This is a genomic window from Bacillus sp. OTU2372, assembly GCF_038440275.1.
Lineage (GTDB): Bacteria > Bacillota > Bacilli > Bacillales > Cytobacillaceae > Neobacillus > Neobacillus bataviensis_B.
In genome coordinates this window covers 172,165-194,584 of sequence record NZ_JASATK010000001.1, presented here as the reverse complement: position 1 = coordinate 194,584, position 22,420 = coordinate 172,165, and the positions used below count along the sequence as shown (strand labels likewise).

The following is a 22,420-nucleotide window of genomic DNA, read 5'->3' as shown; positions in this document are numbered from 1 at the left end:
CGCACCAAGAATCGGAAACTAGACAGCTCCCAAAGTTCATCGGTATGATGAAATCATCAATATTGCGAAAGGAAGACAAATAATGTCACAAAATATTGAAATTGAGTTTAAAAACATGCTCACAAAAGCAGAATATGAAAGAATTTTACTTTCATTTAAAATTGGGGAAAAGCATATTTTCACTCAGGAAAACCTGTACTTTGATACCCCTGATTTTGCTTTAAAAAAAGCAGAAAGCGCATTAAGGATTCGAAAAAAAGGCACGGACTATGTGATGACTCTCAAACAGCCAAGAGAGATTGGGCTGCTTGAAACCAATCAAAAATTAACTTATGAGGAAACATCTGCGGCTATTAATGATGGCAGACTACCTAGTGGACAAATAAAACAATTAATTGAAGAAAATAACATCCCTTTTGCCAATATTGAATATTTTGGTTCACTTATGACCAATCGAACAGAGATTTCTTATGAAAACGGACTGCTCGTACTTGACCACAGTATTTATCTTGAACACGAAGATTATGAAATGGAATATGAAGTAGATGATTATCAAGAAGGCCTTAAAAATTTTCATGCACTTCTAAACCGATTTAAGATCCCAGAACGGCAAACCGAAAATAAAGTCCGCCGTTTCTATAATCAAAAATATAAACAAACTAAAACTAATTAGCAGTAGCCACTTTTATTACAAAAAAATAATTTCAATCTTAAAAATCAGTCTTTTTCAAGGCAATTCATTTGAGATATGAAATGGGCATTGTTAAAATATGAATACAATATCGATGAAAGGAGTTGTCAACATGATCGATAAAAAGCTTACACCATTCGAAGTAATTGGTGAAGATACACTGCACCGTCTTGTCGACACTTTCTATAGCCTTGTTGCACAACATCCTGACCTTGCGCCCATATTTCCGAATCAATTCTCAGAGACTGCCCGGAAACAAAAGCAATTTTTAACTCAATATTTAGGAGGTCCTCCTCTCTATACAGAAGAACATGGTCACCCTATGATGCGTGCACGTCATTTGCCATTTCCCGTTACACCGACCCGTGCAAATGCTTGGTTATCTTGTATGAAGAAAGCGATGGATATAATCGGATTAGAAGGGCCGGTAAGAGAAGAATTTTACGCAAGGCTGCATCTTACTGCCCAACATATGATTAACACGCCTGATGATGGCGAGAGAACGGGTGAAAATTGTGAATAATTCTGCGTCACCTGTTCCCAAGAACCCTTTCAATGGGAATGAGAAAAAACCAATCGAAATATATATGTTTATTGACCCGTTATGTCCCGAGTGCTGGGCATTAGAGCCGATTATCAAAAAACTTCGAATTGAATATGGCCGGTACTTTTCCATTAAACATGTATTAAGTGGACGATTAGCTAACTTAAATTTGAGTAAAAAGAAGAACTATGAGAATATTGCTCAAGTTTGGGAAAAAACAGCCAGCAGGTCGGGAATGTCTTGCGACGGCAGTCTTTGGTTAGAGAATCCGATTGATAATCCTTATATTGTCTCCATAGCGATTAAAGCGGCTGAATTACAAGGAAGACGCGCGGGATTACGTTTCTTTCGCAGAATTCAGGAAATGTTATTTTTAGAAAAGCAAAACCCTTCAAACTTAGAAGTATTAAAGGAATGTGCGGATAGTTCTGGCTTAGATGTCGAGGAATTTATGAAAGATATTCATTCCGACAGCGCGGCCAAAGCCTTTCAATGTGATTTGAAAATTACTTCAGAGATGGATGTAACTGAAATTCCAACCCTCGTATTTTTTAATGAAAATATTGAGGATGAAGGGATTAAAATTGCCGGTTCATACCACTATGAGGTTTATGTACAAATATTAGAAGAGATGCTTTCTGAAAGACCGGAGAAATCACCACCGCCGCCACTAGAATCTTTTCTTAAGTTTTTTAAGTTTGTTGCTTCTAAGGAAATTGCCGTTGTTTATAATATGTCGATTTCACAGATTGAACGTGAAATGAAGAAGCTTTTGTTAAAGCAGGTGGTCGAGCAAATACCAGCTAAATATGGTACATTTTGGCGATATATTGATGAATAGACAAGTGTCAATCACGAGACGATTGACACTTGTCTTTTTTTATAATTAGATTTTTTGACAGAAACGAAAATGCCTTACAGTATTTCCGACTGTAAGGCATTTTTCTATTAATACGAACAAAGGGGATGGGAGAAATTTTTCACGGTCAAACAAAAGGGGTATATGTTTGTTGTGATCAACTTCACGTATAAAATATACCATGCAACATAATCCTATGACAATAAGTTTGTGCCTTATTTCACAATATTGTCATAAAGTAATAAATTCATGATTTGGACAATAGAAATAATAAGAAAAGCGGAAGCGCCTTGATTAGGGGCGACAGGCATAAGACGAGCCGGCGAGAAGGCTGTTCTTTAGCATTCTTGACGGATTGGCTTATGACCCCGAGCCCCTAGGCGCTGGAGCTGGACAATTCTCATATTCAAGAATCTATACTTTGTAATCCACAAGTAAAGGTGGTATCTATCCATGGGTAAATTACCTTATATCATTATGATTCTTTTTATTGCGATTGCCTTTTTTCTTAATCTTCTTGCATTGATCCACATCTTCCCTATGCTGCTAAGTGCGCCCATCATGTTTATATCTATACTTATTTTTATTGTTTATCTAAATGATCGGAGACGTTTTAGAGGCTTTTAAAGGGATGGAGCCCAAACGGCCCCATCCCCTTTTGATAGAAAATCTTTGATAATTCTCCAGCTCCTGCGCCCAGCGACTAGTGTACTTCGCTAAACGGGCGCTTCCGCTTTTCTTATGATAACAGTTTTTCTAATTCATTTAATTTTTCTTCAAATACCTTACAAGCGTCCGCAATTGGAGCAGCACTGGTCATATCTACCCCTGCTTTTTTAAGAACTTCAATCGGATAATCAGAACTTCCTGCACTGAGGAATTCTTCAATATAACGCTTCACAGCAGGCTCGCCTTCTTCGAGAATTTGTTTACTTAATGCTGTAGCAGCACTAAATCCTGTAGCATATTGGTATACATAATAATTGTAATAAAAATGCGGAATTCTTGCCCATTCCAAACCGATTTCCTCATCAATAACAATATCCTCTTCACCAAAATACTTCTTATTTAACGCATAATATGCTTCAGTTAAGGAATCCGCCGTCAATGCCTCATTATTTTGTGCCTTCTGATGAATTAAGTGTTCAAATTCAGCAAACATGGTCTGACGGAACACAGTCCCCCTAAAGCCCTCCAAATAGTGATTCAATAGGTAAATTCTTTTTTGTTCATCATCAATTGTTTTTAATAAATAGTCATTGAGCAGTGCCTCATTACACGTGGAAGCTACTTCCGCCACAAAAATTGAATAATTACCATATGCATACGGCTGGTTTTTGCGAGTATAGTAACTATGCACGGAGTGGCCAAATTCATGAGCAAGCGTAAATAAATTATTTACATTATCCTGCCAGTTCATTAAGATGTACGGATGCGTGCCATAGGCACCGGATGAATAGGCACCACTGCGTTTGCCTTTGTTCTCATGAACATCCACCCAGCGGTTTTCGAATCCTTCTGTTAGAATATTTGAATATTCATCTCCTAATGGTGCTAGACCCTTTATCACTAAATCTTTTGCATCCTCATACTTGATTTCCATTTTTACATCTTTCACTAGCGGTGTATACAAATCATACATATGAAGCTCCTCAAGTCCGAGTACCTTCTTACGGAGCTTTATATAGCGATGTAACAAGTGAAGATTTTCCGTTACTGTATTCACTAGGTTATCATATACACTCTCAGGAATGTTATTAGCTGATAATGCTGCATGTCTTGCGGAATCATATTTCCGAATTCTTGCATTGAAATTATCCTTTTTTACATTCCCGCTTAGCGTACTAGCAAAAGTATTTTTAAAAGCTCCATAAGTCTTATAAACGGCTGCAAATGCGTCACGTCTAACACGCTGATCTGCGCTTTCCAAGAAGCGGCTGTAACGTCCATGAGTTACTTCAACCTCTTCGCCGTTTTCATCTTGAATGCTTGGAAATTCTAAGTCTGCATTGTTCAACATACCAAATGTATTACTAGAGGCATCCATTACTTCACCAGCCTCAGCGAGTAACGCCTCCTGTTCTGCACTTAGTACATGTGGTCTTTGTAAATTGATTTCCGCGATTGCATGTTCATATAATTTTAATTCTGCCTTTTCATTTAAGAAGCTATTTACTTTCTCTTCGTCAATTGATAGAATTTCCGGAACAATAAATGCTAGCTGGCTTGCCGCTTGGGAATAGAGATTCTTCATCCTGTCATCTAACCCCTGGTAAAAGGAGTTTGTTGTATCTTGGTCATAGCGCATATGGGAATATGTATAGAGCTTACCGATTCGTTCTAACAATTTGTCTTGAAACTGTAAAGCTTGATAGAGCGTTTCAGCACTTTCTCCTAATTTTCCTTCGTATTGCTTTATCTCAGGTATCTCACTCTTAATTTCTTGAAACTCTTTTTCCCAATCCTGATCACTCGCAAAGATATCTTCTAATTTCCACGTGTCCTCAACAGGAATTTCACTTCTTGCTGGCAGCTGCTTTACTTTTGTTTCATTCGCCATTATTTATCCTCCATTCATTTTTCTTGGAAAAACTTACTATTAACTTATTCTCCTTATTTTGCTTTTATCCTCTAAAAACAAATCAAATTACCCTCCTACTATATTATGCCCATATGGGGACTATTAGTATTAATTTCCCACGTCTACCATCTTGATAGCACATTTTCATATTTTGCTAAAAAATTCTGTTTTGCTTCTTCTCTTTCACGGTTCGAATGAGGGATTAAGATTTTCTTTTGCACTTCAAATATCGTGTCACCCTTCTGCTTTAGGAAATTTAATTTCTCAAGAAGTTGTAGATATTCAATCATTGCAGTAAACGGAGTTACATTTTTTACTTGTGGCAGATGACGAACTATAATCTGTTTTTTATGGATTCTCTTTTGATAGGAAGTGTCAATTTCTTTAAGTGTGATTAAATCTCGGGGATTTTTGTGGGCAAAAACATCGACAAACAAATAGGTTTGCCAAATAAACGGAGGTGTTTGAATAAGGACAGAATGGGCAACTGGAAGACCAATTTCAGGAGGAATCAGGAAGATATTTAATCCATTGTTATAAATCTCCTGCAAAAATGGCTTATGCTCAGTCCTTGGATGAAGGGCCCAGTTAAACATATATCTTTCCACTTCCCTATTCCAACTTGCCTGGGATAGGGGATGGTCATTCTGTGGCTCAAGTATAGAATCTAGCTCAATGGTTTGAATTGGTAGTGATGAAAGATGTGCGAAAGAATTTTTTATGGAGAAGGGAGTAATTGATTCCACTAATTGAAAGAGTTGTTTTTCGGGGCAATAAGCAGGGATATAAAGTCTCCCGGATGATGCAGTTCTTAAAAATGAATATTGGAAGTTTGACAATGTGATAAGATCTTTTCGTTTCTGATGAAGATGACTGCTAGATATGACCCATAACGGGGTGTAACTATTTTCTAAATAAGTACTAGTTCTTTTCGCTAAAACTTTATCAGGTAATGTAGAACATTGATACTCTAACGCATACCTTTGACCATTATATTTAAACATAATATCGGGCCGCTGCTGGATGTTTCGATCATAATACTCAAGAGCTGATGCTATATTTTGTTTGATAAGCCACTGAAAAAGCTGCCTCTTCCCTTCTAGATGTTCATATGTTTCATTTTCGTATAGTTCACGGCATTGACTACTTTGTTTATGGGCAAAGTGAAAGATTCTTTGATCCCCGAGTTTCAACAAAACCGTTTCTCTACAGACCGGACAAACAAATTCCTCCTTATCGCGCAGCGACATAAGTGTTTCCTTCTTGTAATCAAACCCCAGGCAAATCTTTTTCCCAGTTTTGGTTAATGCAGTTAACAAATCGTTCCCCTCCTTTTATATCTATCAATTCGACTTTCCCCCTTTATAATCCTTTTAATTATTAAAAAACTCGCCGTTTTTTCGACGAGTTTCTACATGTTCATATAATTAAAGTAGTGGTGATAATAACCTAGCGGTTGATTCTAAAATTCTAAAACCAATATGCCTTTGCTGAAAGGTTTCCAAATCGAGCTGTCTAGCATACTTTAAATCATTGGTGTATTCTTCCACAAGCTCTTCCGTACTATTAGTTCGAAATAAAAACGCATTCACTTCAAAATTCAAGTGAAAGCTCCTCATATCCATATTAGAGGTTCCAATCGAAGCGAGTTCGTTATCGACAATTATAATTTTACTATGCATAAATCCGCGTTGGTATTCATACACCTTTACCCCAGCTTCAAGCAGTTCCGGAAAATAGGACCTTGATGCATGAAAGACAATTCGTTTATCTGGCCGATTTGGCACGAGGAGTCTCACATCGACACCGCTTAGGGCTGCCACTTTAATCGCTGAGAATATATCTTCATCTGGGATAAAATAAGGGGATGCAATCCAAACAGATTTTTCAGCTGATGCAATCATCGAGAAAAAGATATTTTTAATGACGCTCCATTCATTATCAGGCCCACCTGCTATAAGCTGTACACCACCATGACGTTTATTATCTAATTGAGGTGAAAGGTATTCCGCAGTTAGAAAGCTATGATTGGTCATATAATACCAGTCTTGTAAAAAAATTAATTGGAGCGTACGGACTGCTTCACCCTTCAGCATTAAATGGGTATCACGCCAAAAACCAATTTCTTCGTTTCTCCCTAAATATTCATCCCCGATGTTCAACCCGCCGACAAACCCAATGGTCCCATCAATGACAATTATCTTTCGGTGATTACGGAAGTTGAATTTATTATTTAAAAAAGGCAATTTTACAGGCCCAAACGAAACGGCCTCAATACCTGCATTTCTCAAATCATTAATGTAGTTTTTAGAAAGCTGCCAGGATCCGACCGCATCAAAAAGAAAACGAATTTTAACCCCTTCACTTGCCTTTTGAATTAATATTTCTTTAATTTCCTGACCGATCAAATCGTGACGAACAATATAATATTCAAGGTGAATATGATGTCTTGCCCTTTTTAGTTGTTCGGTAATATGGCTAAAGGTTTCCTCGCCATTTGTTAAAACTTTTGTAGAAGTATCAAAGGAAATGGGACTATTCCCCAGTTTCTGAGCCAACTTAAATAATTTCCCCTGATGCTCCCCCATTAAACTGAGTTTCTCCTGACTTCTTAGATCGTCCTCTCCCTCCACTGTTAGAAACGCTTGCTTATCAAGGAAATATTTCTTCCTGAACATCCTTTCCTTTCGATAATTGCGCCCGAACAATAAATAAAAAATAAAGCCGATTAACGGAAAACTCCCTAAAACCACTAGCCAGGTAAGGGTTTGTGTAGGATGACGATTCTCAAAGAAAATGACAAAGCCTATAAAAATAACAGACAGTGTAATTAAAACACTCAAAAATCCGAAGATGCCGCTTTCCAGTTGGTCTTTAAAATAAAACAATAGTCCGGATAAAACTGCTAAAAATAAGACCACCCTAACCGTGTTTTTCAGTGCACTCACCTGCCAAAATTTTCAAGTATATCTAATGATAAAAAGACCGATTTCAAATGTGAAATCGGTATAATTATTAACTAAAATATTTTCGTATTTCCGCGAAAACGTCTTTCGGCATAATCTCTTTACCGTATTCTTGAATCCGATGAATGGTAAGCTGTGTTTCATAACCATATTCCAGTAAAATACTGAGAATATCATCTATTTCATCTTCTTCATATACATCTTCAGGAAATTCAGTATATAAATAATATTTTCCTTCAAAGTGATAAAGCTTTGTATCTAAATTATCTAAACCTTCTCGATTTGATAAGCTAATAATATCCTCAAAATCCTTAAAGGCAAGTAGGAATTCCAAAGTTTCTTCCTCTAGCAATAATTCATCTTCATCTGAATGATGATGACTAAAATGCTGATCTAAGATTTCTTCAATTTTGTCATCTACGGGAATGTCCTTTATTTTGTCATTAGGGATAGGGAGCTCAAACTTTTGTCCGTCTTTTGAAAGTTGGGCCTTGGTAACAAGAACCTCTAACCCTTTATCAAGTGCTTGGACTTGGATCCATAGTGGGCCTTCAACAACAAAATCTTCCTCACCATGAACTTCATCCATCATTTCCCAAAAGAGTTCCTCACTGCGCTCTCGATTGTACCAGATTTCTTCGCGATCAAAGCCTCTCTCCTCAATATCACCGTAGGAAATGTAGAATTTCACAGTATATTCATCAATTCGTTCAATCTCCATCATAACCTCTCCCTTCCGTTTCCGTATTGAAGGGACAAATACCCCCAAGCAGATAATACTATTATGATTGACATCTAAAAAAGGAAATACTCTTGTACTTTCATTTTATGACAAAAGTACTTATATGGGAAATAAAAAAAAATAAAATCTTAAAAACCGTTAGTTAGCCTAATGATTAATATAAGATATTCCCTTAATCATAGCAAAATGATTGATAATATTCAAATTAAATGCGTATAGACAAAAAAGACCTTCTGAAGAAGGTCTTTTTATTTAATTAACCATTTTTTGCGCTTCACGCAGCTGAAAAGTTCTAACCCTTCTAGGCAAGAAGCGTCTGATTTCGTCCTCATTATAACCAACTTGTAGACGTTTTTCATCAATAATGATTGGGCGGCGTAATAAACCAGGATTTTCTTTTATTAATTTAAATAAATCCTGTAATGGCATTGAATCTAAGTTTACATCTAACTTTTGAAATGTTTTTGATCTTGTAGAGATGATTTCATCAGTACCATCTTCAGTCATTCGTAAAATTTCCTTAATCTCCTCCATGGATAATGGCTCAGAGAAGATATTTCTTTCAGTGTATGGAATTTCATGTTCTTCTAACCATGATTTTGCTTTCCTGCATGATGTACAACTTGGTGAAGTGTATAGTGTAACCATCCGTTCTTCACACTCCTCTTTAATTTACATACTTGTAATCTTATATAGTCATGTACCCATTTTTATCGTGAAAGAAACCCTTTTTCGTAATTAAAATAATTATAAATAAGTAATTTCTATCATAAATTATACACCACTATCTCAAAAAAAGGTATCCCTTTTTAAAAAAATAAAATCGACAGAAGCTTATTTCAATCTATTTGGTTACATGATATTAGACGAAAAATTTTCTAAAAGGTTTCATATTTTTTTCATTATAAAGCTTGTACATTAAAATAAAAATTACTTCCAACATTAAAATCTTCGTATTCAGCTCCTTTCTATATGGGTAATTTCCATATAGAAAGAAGCATACTTTTTACTGTCTTAATTTTATAAGTCTAATCTTAATTTACTCTTAACTTCAATTCTCAATTAAATGAAACTAAATGAAAACGCATTCATTCATTGATGAATTTCTACAATTTTTACTTTCAATAAATTACGAGTTCTTTTACAATAAAATAAGGGAAGGTTTATTATCAGATCGTTTTCACTAATTAGCTTAATGGAGGGATTCATGATGGGTGCTTACATAACAGATTTGATGATCGTTGCTTTATTAATTATTGGTATTACTGCTTTAATGGGTGTTATAACCAATGGTATTGGGGAAAAAATATTCGGTGGTAAACGTAGAACCGAATTTACTGATGAAAGTGCGAAATACCGGACTGGATGGAAAATGGTTGGCGGTAAAAAAAATTAAATTATAAAATCGGAAGCGTCTTTCTTTCTTACCTTCAGATAAAAAAACGATCTCAATTAAAAATCGAGATCGTTTTTTCTTATTTCTTAGAATTTGATTGGATTTGTTTGAATTCTTTTTCTGAACAAAGGACAAAGTGCCCCGGAGTTACTTCCCTAAATTCAATGGACTCATTGTCTGCATAATTGTGACTTGCAGGATCATAGGTTTTACGTTTTCTTGTTCGCTCGCTGATTGGATCAGGAGCAGGTATTGCTGATAATAGTGACTGTGTATATGGGTGAAGTGGATTTTTATAAAGCTCATCTGCAGGTGCAAGCTCGACCATCTTACCAAAATACATTACACCGATCCGGTCACTTATATATTTAACCATTGATAAATCATGCGCAATAAACAGATAGGTTAACCCTTTTTCTTTTTGAAGCTTTTTCATTAAATTAACTACCTGTGCTTGAATTGATACGTCTAATGCAGAGATTGGTTCATCCGCAATAATAAATTCAGGCTCAACTGCGAGCGCTCTGGCAATTCCAATCCGCTGACGCTGCCCGCCGCTAAATTCATGTGGATAGCGATTTGCGTGTTCTTTATTTAAACCAACTGTTTCCAGCAGCTCATATACACGGTTCATGCGCTCTTCTCGCGTTTTTGCTAAACCATGAATATCGATTCCCTCTGCAATTACATCGGCAATCTTTAACCTTGGGTTTAGTGAAGCATATGGATCCTGAAAAATCATTTGCATTTTACGGTTAAATATTTTTAAATCATTTTTTGATTTTTTTCCATGTACGTTTATACCGTCATATAAAACCTCGCCGCCAGTAGCATCATATAATCGGATAATCGTACGGCCCGTTGTAGATTTTCCACATCCTGACTCACCTACTAATCCTAATACTTCCCCTTGATAAATATCAAAAGAAACATTATCTACCGCTTTAACTTCATTTGGTTTTCCTTCATTAAAATACTGCTTCAAATTTTTGATTTCGAGCAGTTTTTTTGCTTCAGCCATTTACTTCCCCCCCTTTACCCCTTGGTATTGACTTTGGCGCCTCTTCACTGTCTCTGGAGGTTCAACCTTTGGAGCGTCGGGATGCAATAGCCATGTTGCAGCATAATGTGTTTCTGACACCTTAAAAAAAGGAGGCTCTTGCACTAAATCAATTTTCATAGCATAAGGATTACGAGGTGCAAATGCATCCCCTTTTGGCGGATCTAATAAATCAGGCGGTGTTCCTGGAATGGAATATAGCTCTTCAGCATCTGTATCCATGTCAGGCATTGAGCTTATTAGCCCCCATGTATACGGATGCTGCGGATTGTAGAAAATTTCATCCGAGGTCCCAATTTCTACAATCTTACCTCCATACATTACCGCCACCCTATCAGCCACATTTGCCACAACTCCAAGGTCATGTGTAATAAAAATAATCGAAGTATCAATCTTCTTTTGGAGATCTTTCATTAATTCAAGAATTTGGGCTTGAATCGTAACGTCAAGTGCAGTTGTAGGTTCATCAGCAATCAGAACTTTAGGATTACATGCAAGTGCAATCGCGATAACTACCCTTTGTCTCATTCCTCCTGAGAACTGATGAGGATATTGATTCACTCGAATTTCAGGCTTAGGAATTCCAACAAGTCTTAGAAGCTCAATTGCTCTTTCTTTTGCCGCATGTTTACTCATATTTTGATGTTTTATTAACGGCTCCATGATTTGATTTCCTATTTTCATGGTTGGATTTAGTGAAGTCATCGGATCTTGGAAGATCATTGATATTTCATGACCTCGGATTTTTTGCATTTGCTTATCTGACAACTTCGTTAAATCCTTCCCATCAAAAAGGATGTGACCACTTTTAATCTCTGAATTTTGTGCAGGAAGCAGACCCATGATTGATTTCGACGTAACCGATTTCCCAGAACCAGATTCACCAACGATCGCCAAAGTCTCCCCTTTTATTAAATCGAAGCTGACACCTCGAATAGCTTTTACCTCACCTGAAAAAGTATGAAACGATATATTTAAATCTTTAACTTCTAAAATTTTATCCATTCTTATTCACCTGCCTTCTAATCACGCATTTTTGGATCAAGGGCATCCCGTAATCCATCAGCTACTAAGTTAAAGCAAACCATAATTAATGCGATCATGATCGATGGAACAACCATTTGATATGGAAAAGCAATCATTGATTTAAATCCGTCATTCACCAATGTACCTAAAGATGCATTTGGTTCTTGAAGCCCTAAACCGATAAAGCTTAAGAACGCTTCAAAAAAGATCGCATTTGGAATAGAAAACATCGTGTTAATTATGATAACGCCAAACATGTTTGGAATCATGTGTTTAAAGATAATTGAACTATTTGAGGCACCCAATGTTTTAGCTGCCAGCACAAATTCCTGGTTTTTAAACTTCAGCACCTGTGCACGGACAACACGAGCCATACTTGTCCAACTTGTAAGTGTGATTGCAATGATAATTGGGGTTATTCCCGGTTTCAAGACAAGAATCATTAATACCGCAACGATTAAGTTTGGAATCCCAACTATGACCTCTAGAATCCGCTGCATGACACTATCTACTCTTCCACCAATATAACCAGAAACAGCTCCATAGGTTACGCCAATAAGCATATCGACTAACGCAGCCATAAATGCAATGAAAAGAGAAATTTGCGTACCTTTCCAAAGGCGGGCAAAAATATCCCGGCCAAGGCCGTCTGTACCCAGCCAATAATATTCTTTAACATTGCGAACTTCATAAGCATTATACTCGGTACCATTTCTTCTAGTTAAGGTACCATCAAACGGAAGCCAATGTACATTTTCTAAACCTTGAACACGAGGCGGCAGGTTATTATTTTTTGCAACTTGCGTATCAAATTGGTATGGCGTTAAATATGGACCTACTAATGCCAATATTATCAAAATTACAATTACTACCAAACTGACAACAGCACCTTTATTTTTTCTAAGCCGAAGCCATGAGTCCTGCCAAAAGTTTAAGCTTGGCTTAGCAATTTTTTCACTTTTGGCAGGGTCAATATCGGCGGGTGCAAACATTTCTTTTGAGATGCTAGTTTCTTTGTTTACCATTTAGCTTTTCCCCCCCGAAATCCGTATACGCGGGTCAATAATACCGTAAAGAATATCGACTATTAATATTACAAATACGAATAATACTGCAAATAATATATTTGTACCCATAATGACTGGATAGTCATTTACCATAATTGATTTTACGAACTGTTCTCCAATACCTGGAATTCCAAAGATATTTTCTATTACTAAAGAACCTGTCATAAGGCTGACAGTTAACGGCCCCATTACTGTTACTACTGGAATTAAAGCATTACGGAGTGCATGCTTTAAACTAATTTGCCAATAGCTGGCCCCTTTTGCTTTAGCCAAGGTAATGTAATCTGAACCTAATACTTCAACCATTTCTGTTCTCATGAAACGGGCTGCAATAGAGATTGGAAACATCGCTAAAGCAATTGTAGGAAGTACAGTGTATTCCGGCCCTCTCCAAAACATAACAGGGAACCATTCTAATTTAACGGCCACATAATACTGTAGTAATCCCGCAAAAATAAAAGAAGGAATAGACTTTCCAATAACAGCTATGAAAGTTGCACCATAGTCTACCCAAGTATTTTGTTTCAGCGCACCGATAACTCCTAATAAGATCCCTAATAGTGCACCTACAACCATGGACTGCACACCGAGAATAGCGGAAGGTTGGATTCGCTGGGCAAGAAGTTCTGTGACAGGGGTATTATTAAATTGGAAGGAGATACCTAAATCACCTTTAAACATATTCACCATATAATGAAAGTATTGTACAGGCAATGGATCACTTAATCCATACTTGGCATTCAGAATATTACGCTGGGCTTCCGTGAGTTTTTCCCAGTTATTAAATGGTGTACCTGGAATTAATTTCATGAGGAAAAAGGTTATAGATACAACAATGAATAAGGTTAAAATCATATAGAAAATCCGTTGTAAAAGATATTTCGCCATGCCTACACCTCCTAATTAATTGAATTTTCGACTTTGTTCGACAATTCTGATACAGGTAAAAAGAGAGTATATTGAAAAATATACTCTCTTTTTATTTGGTTAGAAATTGATACTATTTATACACTTTAACCCATTGGAAACTGAAATCAGAATATGCATTGTGTTGCAAACCTTTTACTTTTGGATTAACTAAAAGGTTTACCGCACGTTGATAAAGCGGTGCAAATGCTGCATCATCTTCTAATAGAATTTTTTCAGCATCTTGAAGAGCTTTCCAACGCTCATCAGCTTTAGCCCCTAAAGGACCTTGTGCATCCTTAATTAATTTATCATATTTTGGATTGCCATAGCTCATGTGGTTTTGGCCGCCGCCAGTTAAGAATAGATCCATGAATGTCATTGGATCAGCATAGTCAGGTCCCCAACCAGCATGTAATATATCATAATCTTGTTTATCTTCACGGTCAATACGGATTTTAAACGGAACACTTTGGATATTAACTTTCATACCTGGAAGTGTTTTCTCCAATTGGTCTTTAATGAACGCATCTTCTTTCTTCGCAGTCTCTGTATCTTGACCAACGAATGTGAAAGTTACATCTTTAAGTCCAGTTTCTTTTAGACCTTGTTCCCAAAGCTTCTTCGCTTCATCCTTATCAGTTTTCAGATAAGATCCTGCTCCATCACGGAAGTCTTTGCCATTATTGAATGCAAACTCTTTTGGTACAAGGTAATTGGCTGCGACAGAACCGTTAGCAAGCACGTCCTTAACAAGTGATTCTTTATCAATTGCTAATGCAATAGCTTTACGAATATTCACGTTTTTCAACGCTGGGTTCTTTTCGTTCATCTTCAACCACCACATAGATGGTTCAAGGTAACGAACTAATTCTTCCGAACCTTCATACTGAGAAATAATCGCTGCCTGTGCCAGCTTTGGTGTAATATCCGCTTCACCAGCCGAGAATGCATTAACAGATGCCTGTGGATCTTTTGAAACGTTAAAGTTAATTTTTGTTAACGTTACGTTTTTAGCATCCCAATAATCAGCATTCTTTTCCATAACCCATTCAGTTGCTTGCGGGCCATCCCATTTTGTCATTTTAAATGGACCACTGTATAGCAGGTGGTCAGCATCTTTTGCATAGTTAGCGCCTTGTGACTCAACATACTTTTGGTTTTGTGGATAGAAAAGTGAGAATGTCAAGAAAGACTCGATGTAAGGTAGTGGTCTTACTAACGTAACTTCTAATGTATAGTCGTCAACTGCTTTAACACCTAAATCTTCAACTTTAGCCTTACCATTTACGATTTCAGTCGCATTTTTGATTTTGTCCATCATAAAATACGGGCCGTATGGTGCAGCTACCTTTGGATCAATCGCACGGCGCCAAGAATAAACAAAGTCATTTGCAGTAACAGGGTCACCGTTAGACCATTTTACATTGTTTTTTAATTTAATGGTCAATACTGTTTTATCAGCATTAAATTGAGGTTCACCATCAGCAACATCAGGAATTACCTTAGTACCGGTTTGATCTAAACGGTATAACCCTGCTGTTACTTGAGTTACCATCTCGCTGCCAAGTACGTCTTCGTTCATAACGCTATCCATGTTAGGAATTTCAGCAGATTCAAGAACGTTTATTTCCTGCGAATCAGCTAATTGTTCTGAATCAGCAGTGTTTTTACTATTAGACGAACTTGTGTCTTTCTTACCACCGCCAGAACATGCTGCTAAGAACATGCTAAGTACTAGTGATAGTACTAAAAGTAGTGAAAGTTTTGATTTCTTCACTAGTAGACCTCCCTTTTCTATTATTCTGAAAAATTACTACATTCTCTATTATACATATTTTCAACAAATTGTACATTACTTTTTGAAAATTAAATTACATTTTTCAAACATTCATTACGTAATGATTACAATTGTCTATAGTTTAATTTAGACTTATACAGTAATTTTTTGTATACTTTTCATTAGTTATACCTGTTAAATCAATCTTTTTGGAGGTAATCTCTTGAAATTTAACCTTAAGAAAAATCTTATAATTATTTCGATTACGCAGTTAGTGATTGTCATGATCTCATTTATTTCCCACCATAATATTACGTTAAATAGCTATATCGATATATCTTTTTTCGTTACTGCAGGGTACATTTTGTTATCTTTACTGCTCTTCACCATTCATAGCGGATTTTATGATGTCATGTCAAAATCCTTTAATCATGTGTTATCACGAAGGGAAGAAAAAAGAAGATTCGAGGACATTCCAGGACTATCGGAATTAATCACAATAAATGAAAAGCCCCTCTTTCTTCACGGACTGATTACTGGACTGTTGATGGCAGCCGCTTTAATTGCCTATTATGCTTAACTAACTTGAAATCAATGTTTGCTTTCAGCTATAATGTGACTAACCGCATAAAAATTTCAAAAGCATTGATAAAGAGTAGTACGTATTTCCCTTCGATTCAGAGAGTTTGTGGCCGGTGAAAACAAACGCGAAAAAATACGGAATGGACTTTTGAGCCTCTGCCTGAACCTTTTGTCCTTTGTGATAGAATCAGTAGGAGCAGACGTTAACCTTGCGTTAAAAGGAATTCAAAATATCGATAATAGATGTATTGAAACTGAGTGACTCATTTTGAGTAATTTAGGGTGGTACCGCGAACCATTCGTCCCTATAGTTTTTTAGGGATGAGTGGTTTTTTTATATATTTTTAGGAGGAAGAAACACAATGAAAACAATCTTTTCAGGTATCCAGCCAAGTGGAACCATAACACTTGGGAACTATATTGGGGCTATGAAACAATTCGTAGAATTACAACACGAATACAATTGTTTCTTTTGCATTGTCGACCAGCACGCCATTACAGTACCCCAGGATCCACAAACACTTAGGAAAAATATCCGCAGTTTAGCTGCATTATATCTTGCTGTCGGAATTGATCCGGAAAAGGCAACTTTGTTTATTCAATCTGAGGTTCCTGCTCACGCACAAGCTGGATGGATCATGCAATGTATTTCCTATATAGGAGAACTTGAGCGGATGACGCAATTTAAGGATAAATCATCAGGTAAAGAAGCGGTGTCTGCAAGCTTGTTAACTTATCCGCCGTTGATGGCAGCTGATATCCTCTTATATAACACAGATCTTGTTCCTGTTGGCGAGGACCAAAAACAGCATATGGAGTTAACAAGAGATTTGGCTGAGAGATTTAATAAAAAATATAATGATATTCTTACTATTCCTGAGATCAGCTTACCTAAGGTCGGCGCCCGTATTATGTCACTCCAAGAACCATCTAAAAAGATGAGTAAGTCCGACCCAAATAAAAAGGCATTTATTACTCCTTTAGATGAACCAAATCAAATTGTGAAGAAAATTAAGAGTGCTGTTACGGACTCCGAAGGAATTGTTAAATTTGACGCGGTGAATAAACCTGGCGTTTCTAACTTGTTATCGATTTATTCTATCCTTGGCGGAAAAAACATTGGAGAGCTTGAAGAAATGTATGCTGGAAAAGGCTACGGAGATTTCAAAGGTGATTTAGCTGAGGTAGTGGTTGATTTTCTTAAGCCTATCCAAGAAAAATACTATAATTTGTTAGAATCAAGTGAGCTAGATGATATTTTAGACCGCGGAGCTGAAAAGGCCAACCAGGTTGCCAGCAGAACATTGAAGAAGATGGAAAATGCAATGGGACTTGGCAGGAAGAAAAGATAAATATTAAAAACTAAAAGCCTGACGGGCAAAAGGTATGCGGGACATACCTTTTGCAGTCAGGCTTTTTAATTTACCTTTGGACCATGTTCCATCTCCCAAAGTTTTTCAAAGAAGGGCTGCCCTTTTATTAAATTTTCACAGAATGTTTCATGACGTTTTGACCAGCCATACTTTGTTTCTTCAAATAACTGTTCCCAAGCTTCTTCAAAATTCATTTCTTGAATGGTAGAATATTGCTCCGGACACCATTCAGTGTACCAATATCTTACTTCTGCTTGATTGTTAGAAGTTAAAAGTTGATCAAGTGCCATAAATAATAGTTGCTTTAACTGTCGTTCTTTTCTTGTTAACCCTCTCATCAAATCCGGTTCCGGTGAGAGTATATGAAAGTCCTTTGTTTTAGGCTGGGCGTAGAAATGATATGGTTTCGCTTCATGCTGGCTTATCATTTCGTAAACAAGCTGTTCCTGTCTAGGTATTAATCTGCTTTTTCGAATTGGAATATTGTAGCCAATTGTATCAACTGCTAATATTCCCGTCCCGTCCGTAACTACAAAGCAATAGTCCATTTGAATTCTTTCATGGTTTTTTCTTAAGTATGCTTTTTGATAAATATCATCGAGAAGTTGTTGAGGTAACTCAGATAGATCATTCTCAATATAATCAAATAGAAGCGGCTCAACTTTAAGTAGCGGCACTTGATCTAACAACTCTACTCCGTCATCCTTCCTCCATTCATGAAAGTGGCAAACATTATATCCGTTTTCTTCACCTTCAAACCAATTTACCCAAACATCATGAAGATACAACATGTACATCCCCTCACTTCAAGAAACTATTTGTCAATCAGTATGGGCAGACCTCAGTTAAATTATTCCTATATATATATTTTGATCCAATTCCTTTTTTAAAAAAGTTATATCCATAAAAAACTACCACTCGTCATGGTAGATTTTATCTTTTAGATTTTCGATTGGGTTGAGGGAATTCATCGATCTCTAGAAAATCATTGAAATATTAACTAAAATAAATCCACCCCTTTTAGATAACTTTCTGCAGGTGTAGTGAAAGATAACTTTGTGGAATAATGATTCTTTTTGTAATAATTTTCAATCAGATAAAATCCTACTGCATAGCCTAATAGTTTGGGGACCCTTCCACCTCCATATAGCAGTTCATCGTGTTCTCTCTCCTTTTTCTTTATTCCTAGCTGATTTTTTAGATATCGATTCCAAAACTTTTTTATCTCTTTTTCTGAATACATACCGCACCAGGCGGCTAAATATTCACTCCCACAATTTTTTAATACAGTATATTCTGCTAACCCTTCAATTATTAGAGAATCTAGTAACGTGTAGTCCCCTATATTCTTATCTAACAAACGCATCCTGCAAACATGATGATATTCATGAACAAAGAGTGCTTCTACGTCTTTCGGATTATTAAAATTCGATAGAAATAGAAACATCTTATCCGGGAAGGACACGCCCGCTTTCCCTTTTTCTTCCTTTCTAAAAAAACCGCCAGTCTGAGCAATCGGAAAGAGGAAGATAGGGATATCCGGACCATTCCATCTATTTTTATATTTAGCAAAAATTTTTTCTACTTTATCCCATGACTGCTGTTTGAGCATCTCTAGTTGATTTTTTTTAGTGGATCGAGACGGCTGGTACATTCCAAATTGCATTAATTCACGATATATTCCTCTTTCTTTTTGCCCTTTAAAATAAGGAAGAAGCCTTTCACAAATTTTTAATGGATTATCAAAATCCATCTCAAGCCATTGATCAGTCCTAATGGTCCCCATTCCGTCACCCCATTAACTTATTTACGTCTTCTGGTCATTTTATGAAATTTTTTTAAAGACGTTCGACCAATCATGGGGAGTATCATTTAAAACAAAAAAACAGGCCAAACTTAGCGTCTGACCTGTTTTTTATCTTATTCGTATTTTTTAAAGACTATTGTAGCGTTGTGACCACCGAAGCCAAGTGAATTGCTCATCGCTGCTTTGATTTCTTTCGTGCGTGCTGTATTTACTACATAATCCAAATCACACTCTGGGTCAGGTGTCTCATAGTTGATTGTTGGCGGAAGAATACTATCTCTCATCGCCAATACAGTAAAAATTGCTTCTACTCCACCTGCAGCACCTAGAAGGTGGCCTGTCATGGACTTTGTCGAACTGATTGCAAATTTATAGGCGTGATCACCGAATACTTCTTTTACTGCAAGTGTTTCATACTTATCATTATAATCCGTACTTGTTCCATGAGCATTAACATAATCAATATCCTCAGGTGCTAAACCAGCGTCATTTATCGCCATTTTCATTGCCCGGGCACCACCTTCACCGCCTGGTGCTGGAGCAGTAATATGATAGGCATCTCCAGTTGCTCCGTATCCTACAATCTCTGCATAAATTTTTGCTCCGCGTGCTAGGGCATGCTCTAATTCTTCTAATACCACGATGCCTGCACCTTCACCGATGACAAATCCATCTCGATTTTTATCAAATGGTCTGCTGGCGGTTTTAGGATCTGGATTTGTTGATAGCGCAGTATTCGCACAAAATCCTGCAACTGACATTTTTGTGATCGGCGCTTCTGCTCCGCCCGTTACCATCGCATCGGCATCTCCTCGCTGAATTACCTTAAAGGCGTCACCAATGGAGTTAGTTCCTGTTGCACACGCTGTAACTGTACATGAATTGAAGCCTCTGGCACCAAGTATAATAGAAACTTGACCTGTTGCCATATCAGGAATCAGCATTGGTACAAAGAAAGGACTGACGCGTTTATATCCTCTTTTTTGGAATATCTCGAATTGGTTTTCAAATGTTTCCATCCCGCCGATACCCGAACCAATCCATACACCCACTCTATGTGAGTTTTCTTCATTTATCGTCAAATTGGCATCCTGAACCGCCATTAATGCCGAGGCAACAGCAAACTGTGTAAACCGGTCCATTTTACGTGCGTCTTTTTTATCCATAAAAGCTTCCGGATTAAAGTCTTTTACTTCGGCAGCGACCTTAGCCGGATATTCATCTGCATTTACTCTAGTCATCGGTCCGACACCGGACTTACCTTCTAGAATCCCTTTCCATGTGGTCTCAACATCGTTTCCAAGCGGTGTGACTGCACCAATTCCTGTAACAACGACCCTTCTCTTTTCCATTTAGACATCTCCTTTTTCATTCTATTTATCCATAAATAATAATCATTCGTCCCTTATTTTCCCCAGCGCATCGCAATGGCGCCCCAAGTTAAGCCGCCACCAAAGCCAACCATAACAATTAGGTCATCATCTTTGACTCTACCTGCTTCAATATCCTCTATCAATGAAATAGGAATGGATGCGGCTGAAGTATTACCATATTTATTTACCGTCTTTGACATCTTTTCGATTGGTAATTCCAATCTTTGTCTTGATGCCTCCATAATCCGAATGTTTGCTTGATGCGGGATTAAGAAATCGACATCTTCTTTTGTTAACCCCGCTTTTTCAAGTACATTTATACAACTTTCTCCCATTTGTCTAACAGCAAATTTAAAGACCTCTCGGCCATTCATGATAATGTACTCGTCTTGATATAGGTGTTTTGACCCAGTTCCATCAGCACCTAATTCAAAAGATAAAATCCCACGATTTTCAGAAACAGGTCCAATAATGGCTGCACCGGCACCATCGCCAAATAACACAGCAGTGTTCCGATCATTCCAGTCAGTTATCTTTGAAAGCTTTTCAACACCTACAACTAATACATATTTGTAAGCCTGGGACTCAATAAATTGTTTACCTGTTATAATACCGTACATAAATCCAGCACATGCAGCACTAATATCCATTGCTGCCGCTTTTGTAGCGCCTAATCTTTCTTGGATTCGGCAAGCAACGGATGGAAATGGAGAATCAGGTGTTACAGTCGCTACCAATATTAAATCTATATCCTTCGGGGTTATACCGGCATCTTGGATTGCTTTTTGAGCAGCAGCAAATGCCATATCAGATGTGGTTTCATCATCGGCAGCTATTCTTCTTTCTTCAATCCCTGTCATGGTTCTTATCCATTGATCAGAGGTATCCATCATCTTTTCTAAATCATGATTGGTGAGAATTTTTTCAGGTAAATATCTGCCCATTCCAACAATACCAGCTCTCATTATTCCATCTCCTTTAATTTTTGATCAGACCCTATCTATTTTTTAGGATTAATATCAATTATTATGACTTGGTACTAATTTTATCAAACTCCTCCTCTTTTAAGCAACTGTTTCTTCCTAATTATAATCCGCTAATGTGCATACCTTTTATTTGTTGACACATATTCTACATTAAAAGGTATTTTTAGGGAGGAAGGAAAGGTATGGCAGATTTTGAGGATGGGCAGGAATTGGAAAATCAAGAAGAAAGGGAAGAGCAGATAAAGGAAGACCGATTTACTAATTTAATGTTTGGCCCTAGGAGTGATAACAATGGGCAAAAATCTCAGCACCATTCAGAACCTAAACAAGACTCTAGCATTGATTATGAGGCACTAATGACGAATATCGATACTTTAGTTGATTCAGTTCGCGGGTTAAGGCCATTGTTTAATAAAGTATACCCATTCATTGAGCAATTATGGAAAAAAAAATAAGCTGCCAACAACTGGCAGCTTATTTACTTAGACTCTCCTTAAGAGCATCCTCCTTACCAAGCTCGTATGCTTCCTGCATTACCTTAGAGAATAAATTCATAAATGGCTGAATGAGTTCCATGGACAGTTCAACACCTGCTTGATCTAATTGCTCTTTTGCTTCCGGTAAATATTTCATTGCGATTTGCATAAATTGTAGTGTATTGTCTTGATTGTTCACTTTATG

The 22,420-nt window shown here is 37.0% G+C and carries 23 protein-coding genes and 1 other annotated feature; of the genes, 8 read left to right on the top strand and 15 right to left on the bottom strand.

The features are described 5' to 3' along the window. The first annotated feature begins 82 nt into the window (after window positions 1-82). The 4 genes from AAHB15_RS01025 (at window position 83) to AAHB15_RS01010 (ending at window position 2,721) form a co-directional block, all read left to right on the top strand. The gene (locus AAHB15_RS01025) at window positions 83-673 is read left to right on the top strand and encodes a CYTH domain-containing protein (RefSeq protein WP_342041585.1); all 591 of its coding nucleotides are present in this window, start codon (window positions 83-85) and stop codon (window positions 671-673) included. A gap of 130 nt (window positions 674-803) precedes the next feature. Continuing rightward, window positions 804-1,214 (top strand): globin domain-containing protein, encoded by a 411-nt coding sequence (locus AAHB15_RS01020; protein ID WP_335573538.1) that lies wholly within the window; start codon window positions 804-806, stop codon window positions 1,212-1,214. Beyond that, window positions 1,198-2,076, top strand: a complete 879-nt coding sequence (locus tag AAHB15_RS01015; protein ID WP_261380762.1) for a ClpXP adapter SpxH family protein — start codon at window positions 1,198-1,200, stop codon at window positions 2,074-2,076. The genes AAHB15_RS01020 and AAHB15_RS01015 overlap by 17 nt, the downstream gene beginning before the upstream one ends. Window positions 2,077-2,547: 471 nt before the next feature. Then, complete coding sequence (locus AAHB15_RS01010; protein WP_335573521.1) at window positions 2,548-2,721, top strand: hypothetical protein; 174 nt, start codon at window positions 2,548-2,550, stop codon at window positions 2,719-2,721. A 112-nt stretch (window positions 2,722-2,833) separates the two neighbouring features. Here the strand turns inward: AAHB15_RS01010 and pepF are convergent, their stop codons facing one another. The 5 genes from pepF to spxA form a co-directional block, all read right to left on the bottom strand. Then, entirely contained in the window at window positions 2,834-4,654 is a 1,821-nt protein-coding gene (pepF, locus tag AAHB15_RS01005) for an oligoendopeptidase F (protein ID WP_335573522.1), read from the bottom strand. Window positions 4,655-4,797: 143 nt separating this feature from the next. Further along, entirely contained in the window at window positions 4,798-5,994 is a 1,197-nt protein-coding gene (locus AAHB15_RS01000; RefSeq protein ID WP_342041584.1) for a competence protein CoiA, read from the bottom strand. 108 nt (window positions 5,995-6,102) lie between these two features. After that, window positions 6,103-7,614 carry a cardiolipin synthase gene (gene cls / locus AAHB15_RS00995; protein ID WP_342041876.1) on the bottom strand — a complete coding sequence of 504 codons (1,512 nt, stop codon included), beginning with the start codon at window positions 7,612-7,614 and terminating at the stop codon, window positions 6,103-6,105. A gap of 76 nt (window positions 7,615-7,690) precedes the next feature. After that, window positions 7,691-8,362: an adaptor protein MecA gene (mecA, locus tag AAHB15_RS00990; RefSeq protein ID WP_335573524.1), complete on the bottom strand. Its 672-nt coding sequence runs from the start codon at window positions 8,360-8,362 to the stop codon at window positions 7,691-7,693. Between the two features lie 273 nt (window positions 8,363-8,635). Further along, a complete protein-coding gene (spxA, locus tag AAHB15_RS00985; RefSeq protein WP_144567479.1) occupies window positions 8,636-9,031 on the bottom strand; it encodes a transcriptional regulator SpxA in 396 nt (131 codons plus the stop codon). A gap of 562 nt (window positions 9,032-9,593) precedes the next feature. On the opposite strand from spxA, the gene AAHB15_RS00980 reads away from it, so the two are divergent. Further along, on the top strand, window positions 9,594-9,779 hold the full coding sequence (locus AAHB15_RS00980) for a hypothetical protein (protein WP_098528362.1): 186 nt from the start codon (window positions 9,594-9,596) through the stop codon (window positions 9,777-9,779). Between the two features lie 79 nt (window positions 9,780-9,858). Here the strand turns inward: AAHB15_RS00980 and AAHB15_RS00975 are convergent, their stop codons facing one another. From AAHB15_RS00975 to AAHB15_RS00955, 5 genes are all read right to left on the bottom strand, one after another. Beyond that, entirely contained in the window at window positions 9,859-10,800 is a 942-nt protein-coding gene (locus tag AAHB15_RS00975) for an ABC transporter ATP-binding protein (protein ID WP_335573525.1), read from the bottom strand. Then, window positions 10,801-11,844, bottom strand: a complete 1,044-nt coding sequence (locus tag AAHB15_RS00970; RefSeq protein ID WP_335573526.1) for an ABC transporter ATP-binding protein — start codon at window positions 11,842-11,844, stop codon at window positions 10,801-10,803. Between the two features lie 17 nt (window positions 11,845-11,861). Then, a complete protein-coding gene (opp3C, locus tag AAHB15_RS00965; protein WP_335573527.1) occupies window positions 11,862-12,890 on the bottom strand; it encodes an oligopeptide ABC transporter permease in 1,029 nt (342 codons plus the stop codon). Continuing rightward, entirely contained in the window at window positions 12,891-13,820 is a 930-nt protein-coding gene (gene opp3b / locus AAHB15_RS00960; protein ID WP_144567474.1) for an oligopeptide ABC transporter permease, read from the bottom strand. 112 nt (window positions 13,821-13,932) lie between these two features. Then, window positions 13,933-15,618, bottom strand: coding sequence for a peptide ABC transporter substrate-binding protein (locus tag AAHB15_RS00955; RefSeq protein WP_342041583.1), 1,686 nt, complete (start codon window positions 15,616-15,618; stop codon window positions 13,933-13,935). A gap of 223 nt (window positions 15,619-15,841) precedes the next feature. On the opposite strand from AAHB15_RS00955, the gene AAHB15_RS00950 reads away from it, so the two are divergent. Both AAHB15_RS00950 and trpS read left to right on the top strand, forming a co-directional pair. Then, window positions 15,842-16,198, top strand: coding sequence for a DUF3899 domain-containing protein (locus tag AAHB15_RS00950; protein ID WP_335573529.1), 357 nt, complete (start codon window positions 15,842-15,844; stop codon window positions 16,196-16,198). A gap of 56 nt (window positions 16,199-16,254) precedes the next feature. Further along, window positions 16,255-16,510: a binding site (T-box leader), on the top strand. Between the two features lie 52 nt (window positions 16,511-16,562). Next, on the top strand, window positions 16,563-17,552 hold the full coding sequence (gene trpS / locus AAHB15_RS00945) for a tryptophan--tRNA ligase (RefSeq protein WP_335573530.1): 990 nt from the start codon (window positions 16,563-16,565) through the stop codon (window positions 17,550-17,552). 65 nt (window positions 17,553-17,617) lie between these two features. On the opposite strand, the gene AAHB15_RS00940 is transcribed toward trpS, so the two are convergent. From AAHB15_RS00940 to AAHB15_RS00925, 4 genes are all read right to left on the bottom strand, one after another. Continuing rightward, the gene (locus AAHB15_RS00940; RefSeq protein WP_144567470.1) at window positions 17,618-18,364 is read right to left on the bottom strand and encodes a YjbA family protein; all 747 of its coding nucleotides are present in this window, start codon (window positions 18,362-18,364) and stop codon (window positions 17,618-17,620) included. Between the two features lie 209 nt (window positions 18,365-18,573). Beyond that, window positions 18,574-19,359: a DUF2268 domain-containing protein gene (locus AAHB15_RS00935; protein WP_335573531.1), complete on the bottom strand. Its 786-nt coding sequence runs from the start codon at window positions 19,357-19,359 to the stop codon at window positions 18,574-18,576. Window positions 19,360-19,493: 134 nt separating this feature from the next. Continuing rightward, window positions 19,494-20,732 (bottom strand): beta-ketoacyl-ACP synthase II, encoded by a 1,239-nt coding sequence (gene fabF / locus AAHB15_RS00930; RefSeq protein WP_144567468.1) that lies wholly within the window; start codon window positions 20,730-20,732, stop codon window positions 19,494-19,496. Window positions 20,733-20,785: 53 nt separating this feature from the next. After that, window positions 20,786-21,718: a beta-ketoacyl-ACP synthase III gene (locus AAHB15_RS00925; RefSeq protein ID WP_144567467.1), complete on the bottom strand. Its 933-nt coding sequence runs from the start codon at window positions 21,716-21,718 to the stop codon at window positions 20,786-20,788. Window positions 21,719-21,921: 203 nt separating this feature from the next. Here AAHB15_RS00925 and AAHB15_RS00920 point away from each other — a divergent pair, with 203 nt between their 5' ends. Continuing rightward, window positions 21,922-22,194 carry a hypothetical protein gene (locus AAHB15_RS00920; RefSeq protein WP_335573532.1) on the top strand — a complete coding sequence of 91 codons (273 nt, stop codon included), beginning with the start codon at window positions 21,922-21,924 and terminating at the stop codon, window positions 22,192-22,194. 19 nt (window positions 22,195-22,213) lie between these two features. On the opposite strand, the gene AAHB15_RS00915 is transcribed toward AAHB15_RS00920, so the two are convergent. Next, window positions 22,214-22,414, bottom strand: a complete 201-nt coding sequence (locus AAHB15_RS00915) for a ComZ family protein (protein ID WP_261380761.1) — start codon at window positions 22,412-22,414, stop codon at window positions 22,214-22,216. Window positions 22,415-22,420 lie beyond the last annotated feature (6 nt).

Excerpts from the sequence above, each read along its gene's own strand:
- spxA (WP_144567479.1), bottom strand. The coding sequence starts at position 9,031 with ATGGTTACACTATACACTTCACCAAGTTGTACATCATGCAGGAAAGCA.
- AAHB15_RS00935 (WP_335573531.1), bottom strand. The coding sequence starts at position 19,359 with ATGGGGACCATTAGGACTGATCAATGGCTTGAGATGGATTTTGATAAT.
- AAHB15_RS00975 (WP_335573525.1), bottom strand. The coding sequence starts at position 10,800 with ATGGCTGAAGCAAAAAAACTGCTCGAAATCAAAAATTTGAAGCAGTAT.
- mecA (WP_335573524.1), bottom strand. The coding sequence starts at position 8,362 with ATGGAGATTGAACGAATTGATGAATATACTGTGAAATTCTACATTTCC.
- pepF (WP_335573522.1), bottom strand. The coding sequence starts at position 4,654 with ATGGCGAATGAAACAAAAGTAAAGCAGCTGCCAGCAAGAAGTGAAATT.
- AAHB15_RS00980 (WP_098528362.1), top strand. The coding sequence starts at position 9,594 with ATGGGTGCTTACATAACAGATTTGATGATCGTTGCTTTATTAATTATT.
- opp3b (WP_144567474.1), bottom strand. The coding sequence starts at position 13,820 with ATGGCGAAATATCTTTTACAACGGATTTTCTATATGATTTTAACCTTA.
- AAHB15_RS01020 (WP_335573538.1), top strand. The coding sequence starts at position 804 with ATGATCGATAAAAAGCTTACACCATTCGAAGTAATTGGTGAAGATACA.
- AAHB15_RS00920 (WP_335573532.1), top strand. The coding sequence starts at position 21,922 with ATGGCAGATTTTGAGGATGGGCAGGAATTGGAAAATCAAGAAGAAAGG.
- AAHB15_RS00970 (WP_335573526.1), bottom strand. The coding sequence starts at position 11,844 with ATGGATAAAATTTTAGAAGTTAAAGATTTAAATATATCGTTTCATACT.
- AAHB15_RS00940 (WP_144567470.1), bottom strand. The coding sequence starts at position 18,364 with ATGTTGTATCTTCATGATGTTTGGGTAAATTGGTTTGAAGGTGAAGAA.
- trpS (WP_335573530.1), top strand. The coding sequence starts at position 16,563 with ATGAAAACAATCTTTTCAGGTATCCAGCCAAGTGGAACCATAACACTT.
- AAHB15_RS01025 (WP_342041585.1), top strand. The coding sequence starts at position 83 with ATGTCACAAAATATTGAAATTGAGTTTAAAAACATGCTCACAAAAGCA.
- AAHB15_RS00925 (WP_144567467.1), bottom strand. The coding sequence starts at position 21,718 with ATGAGAGCTGGTATTGTTGGAATGGGCAGATATTTACCTGAAAAAATT.
- AAHB15_RS01010 (WP_335573521.1), top strand. The coding sequence starts at position 2,548 with ATGGGTAAATTACCTTATATCATTATGATTCTTTTTATTGCGATTGCC.
- opp3C (WP_335573527.1), bottom strand. The coding sequence starts at position 12,890 with ATGGTAAACAAAGAAACTAGCATCTCAAAAGAAATGTTTGCACCCGCC.
- fabF (WP_144567468.1), bottom strand. The coding sequence starts at position 20,732 with ATGGAAAAGAGAAGGGTCGTTGTTACAGGAATTGGTGCAGTCACACCG.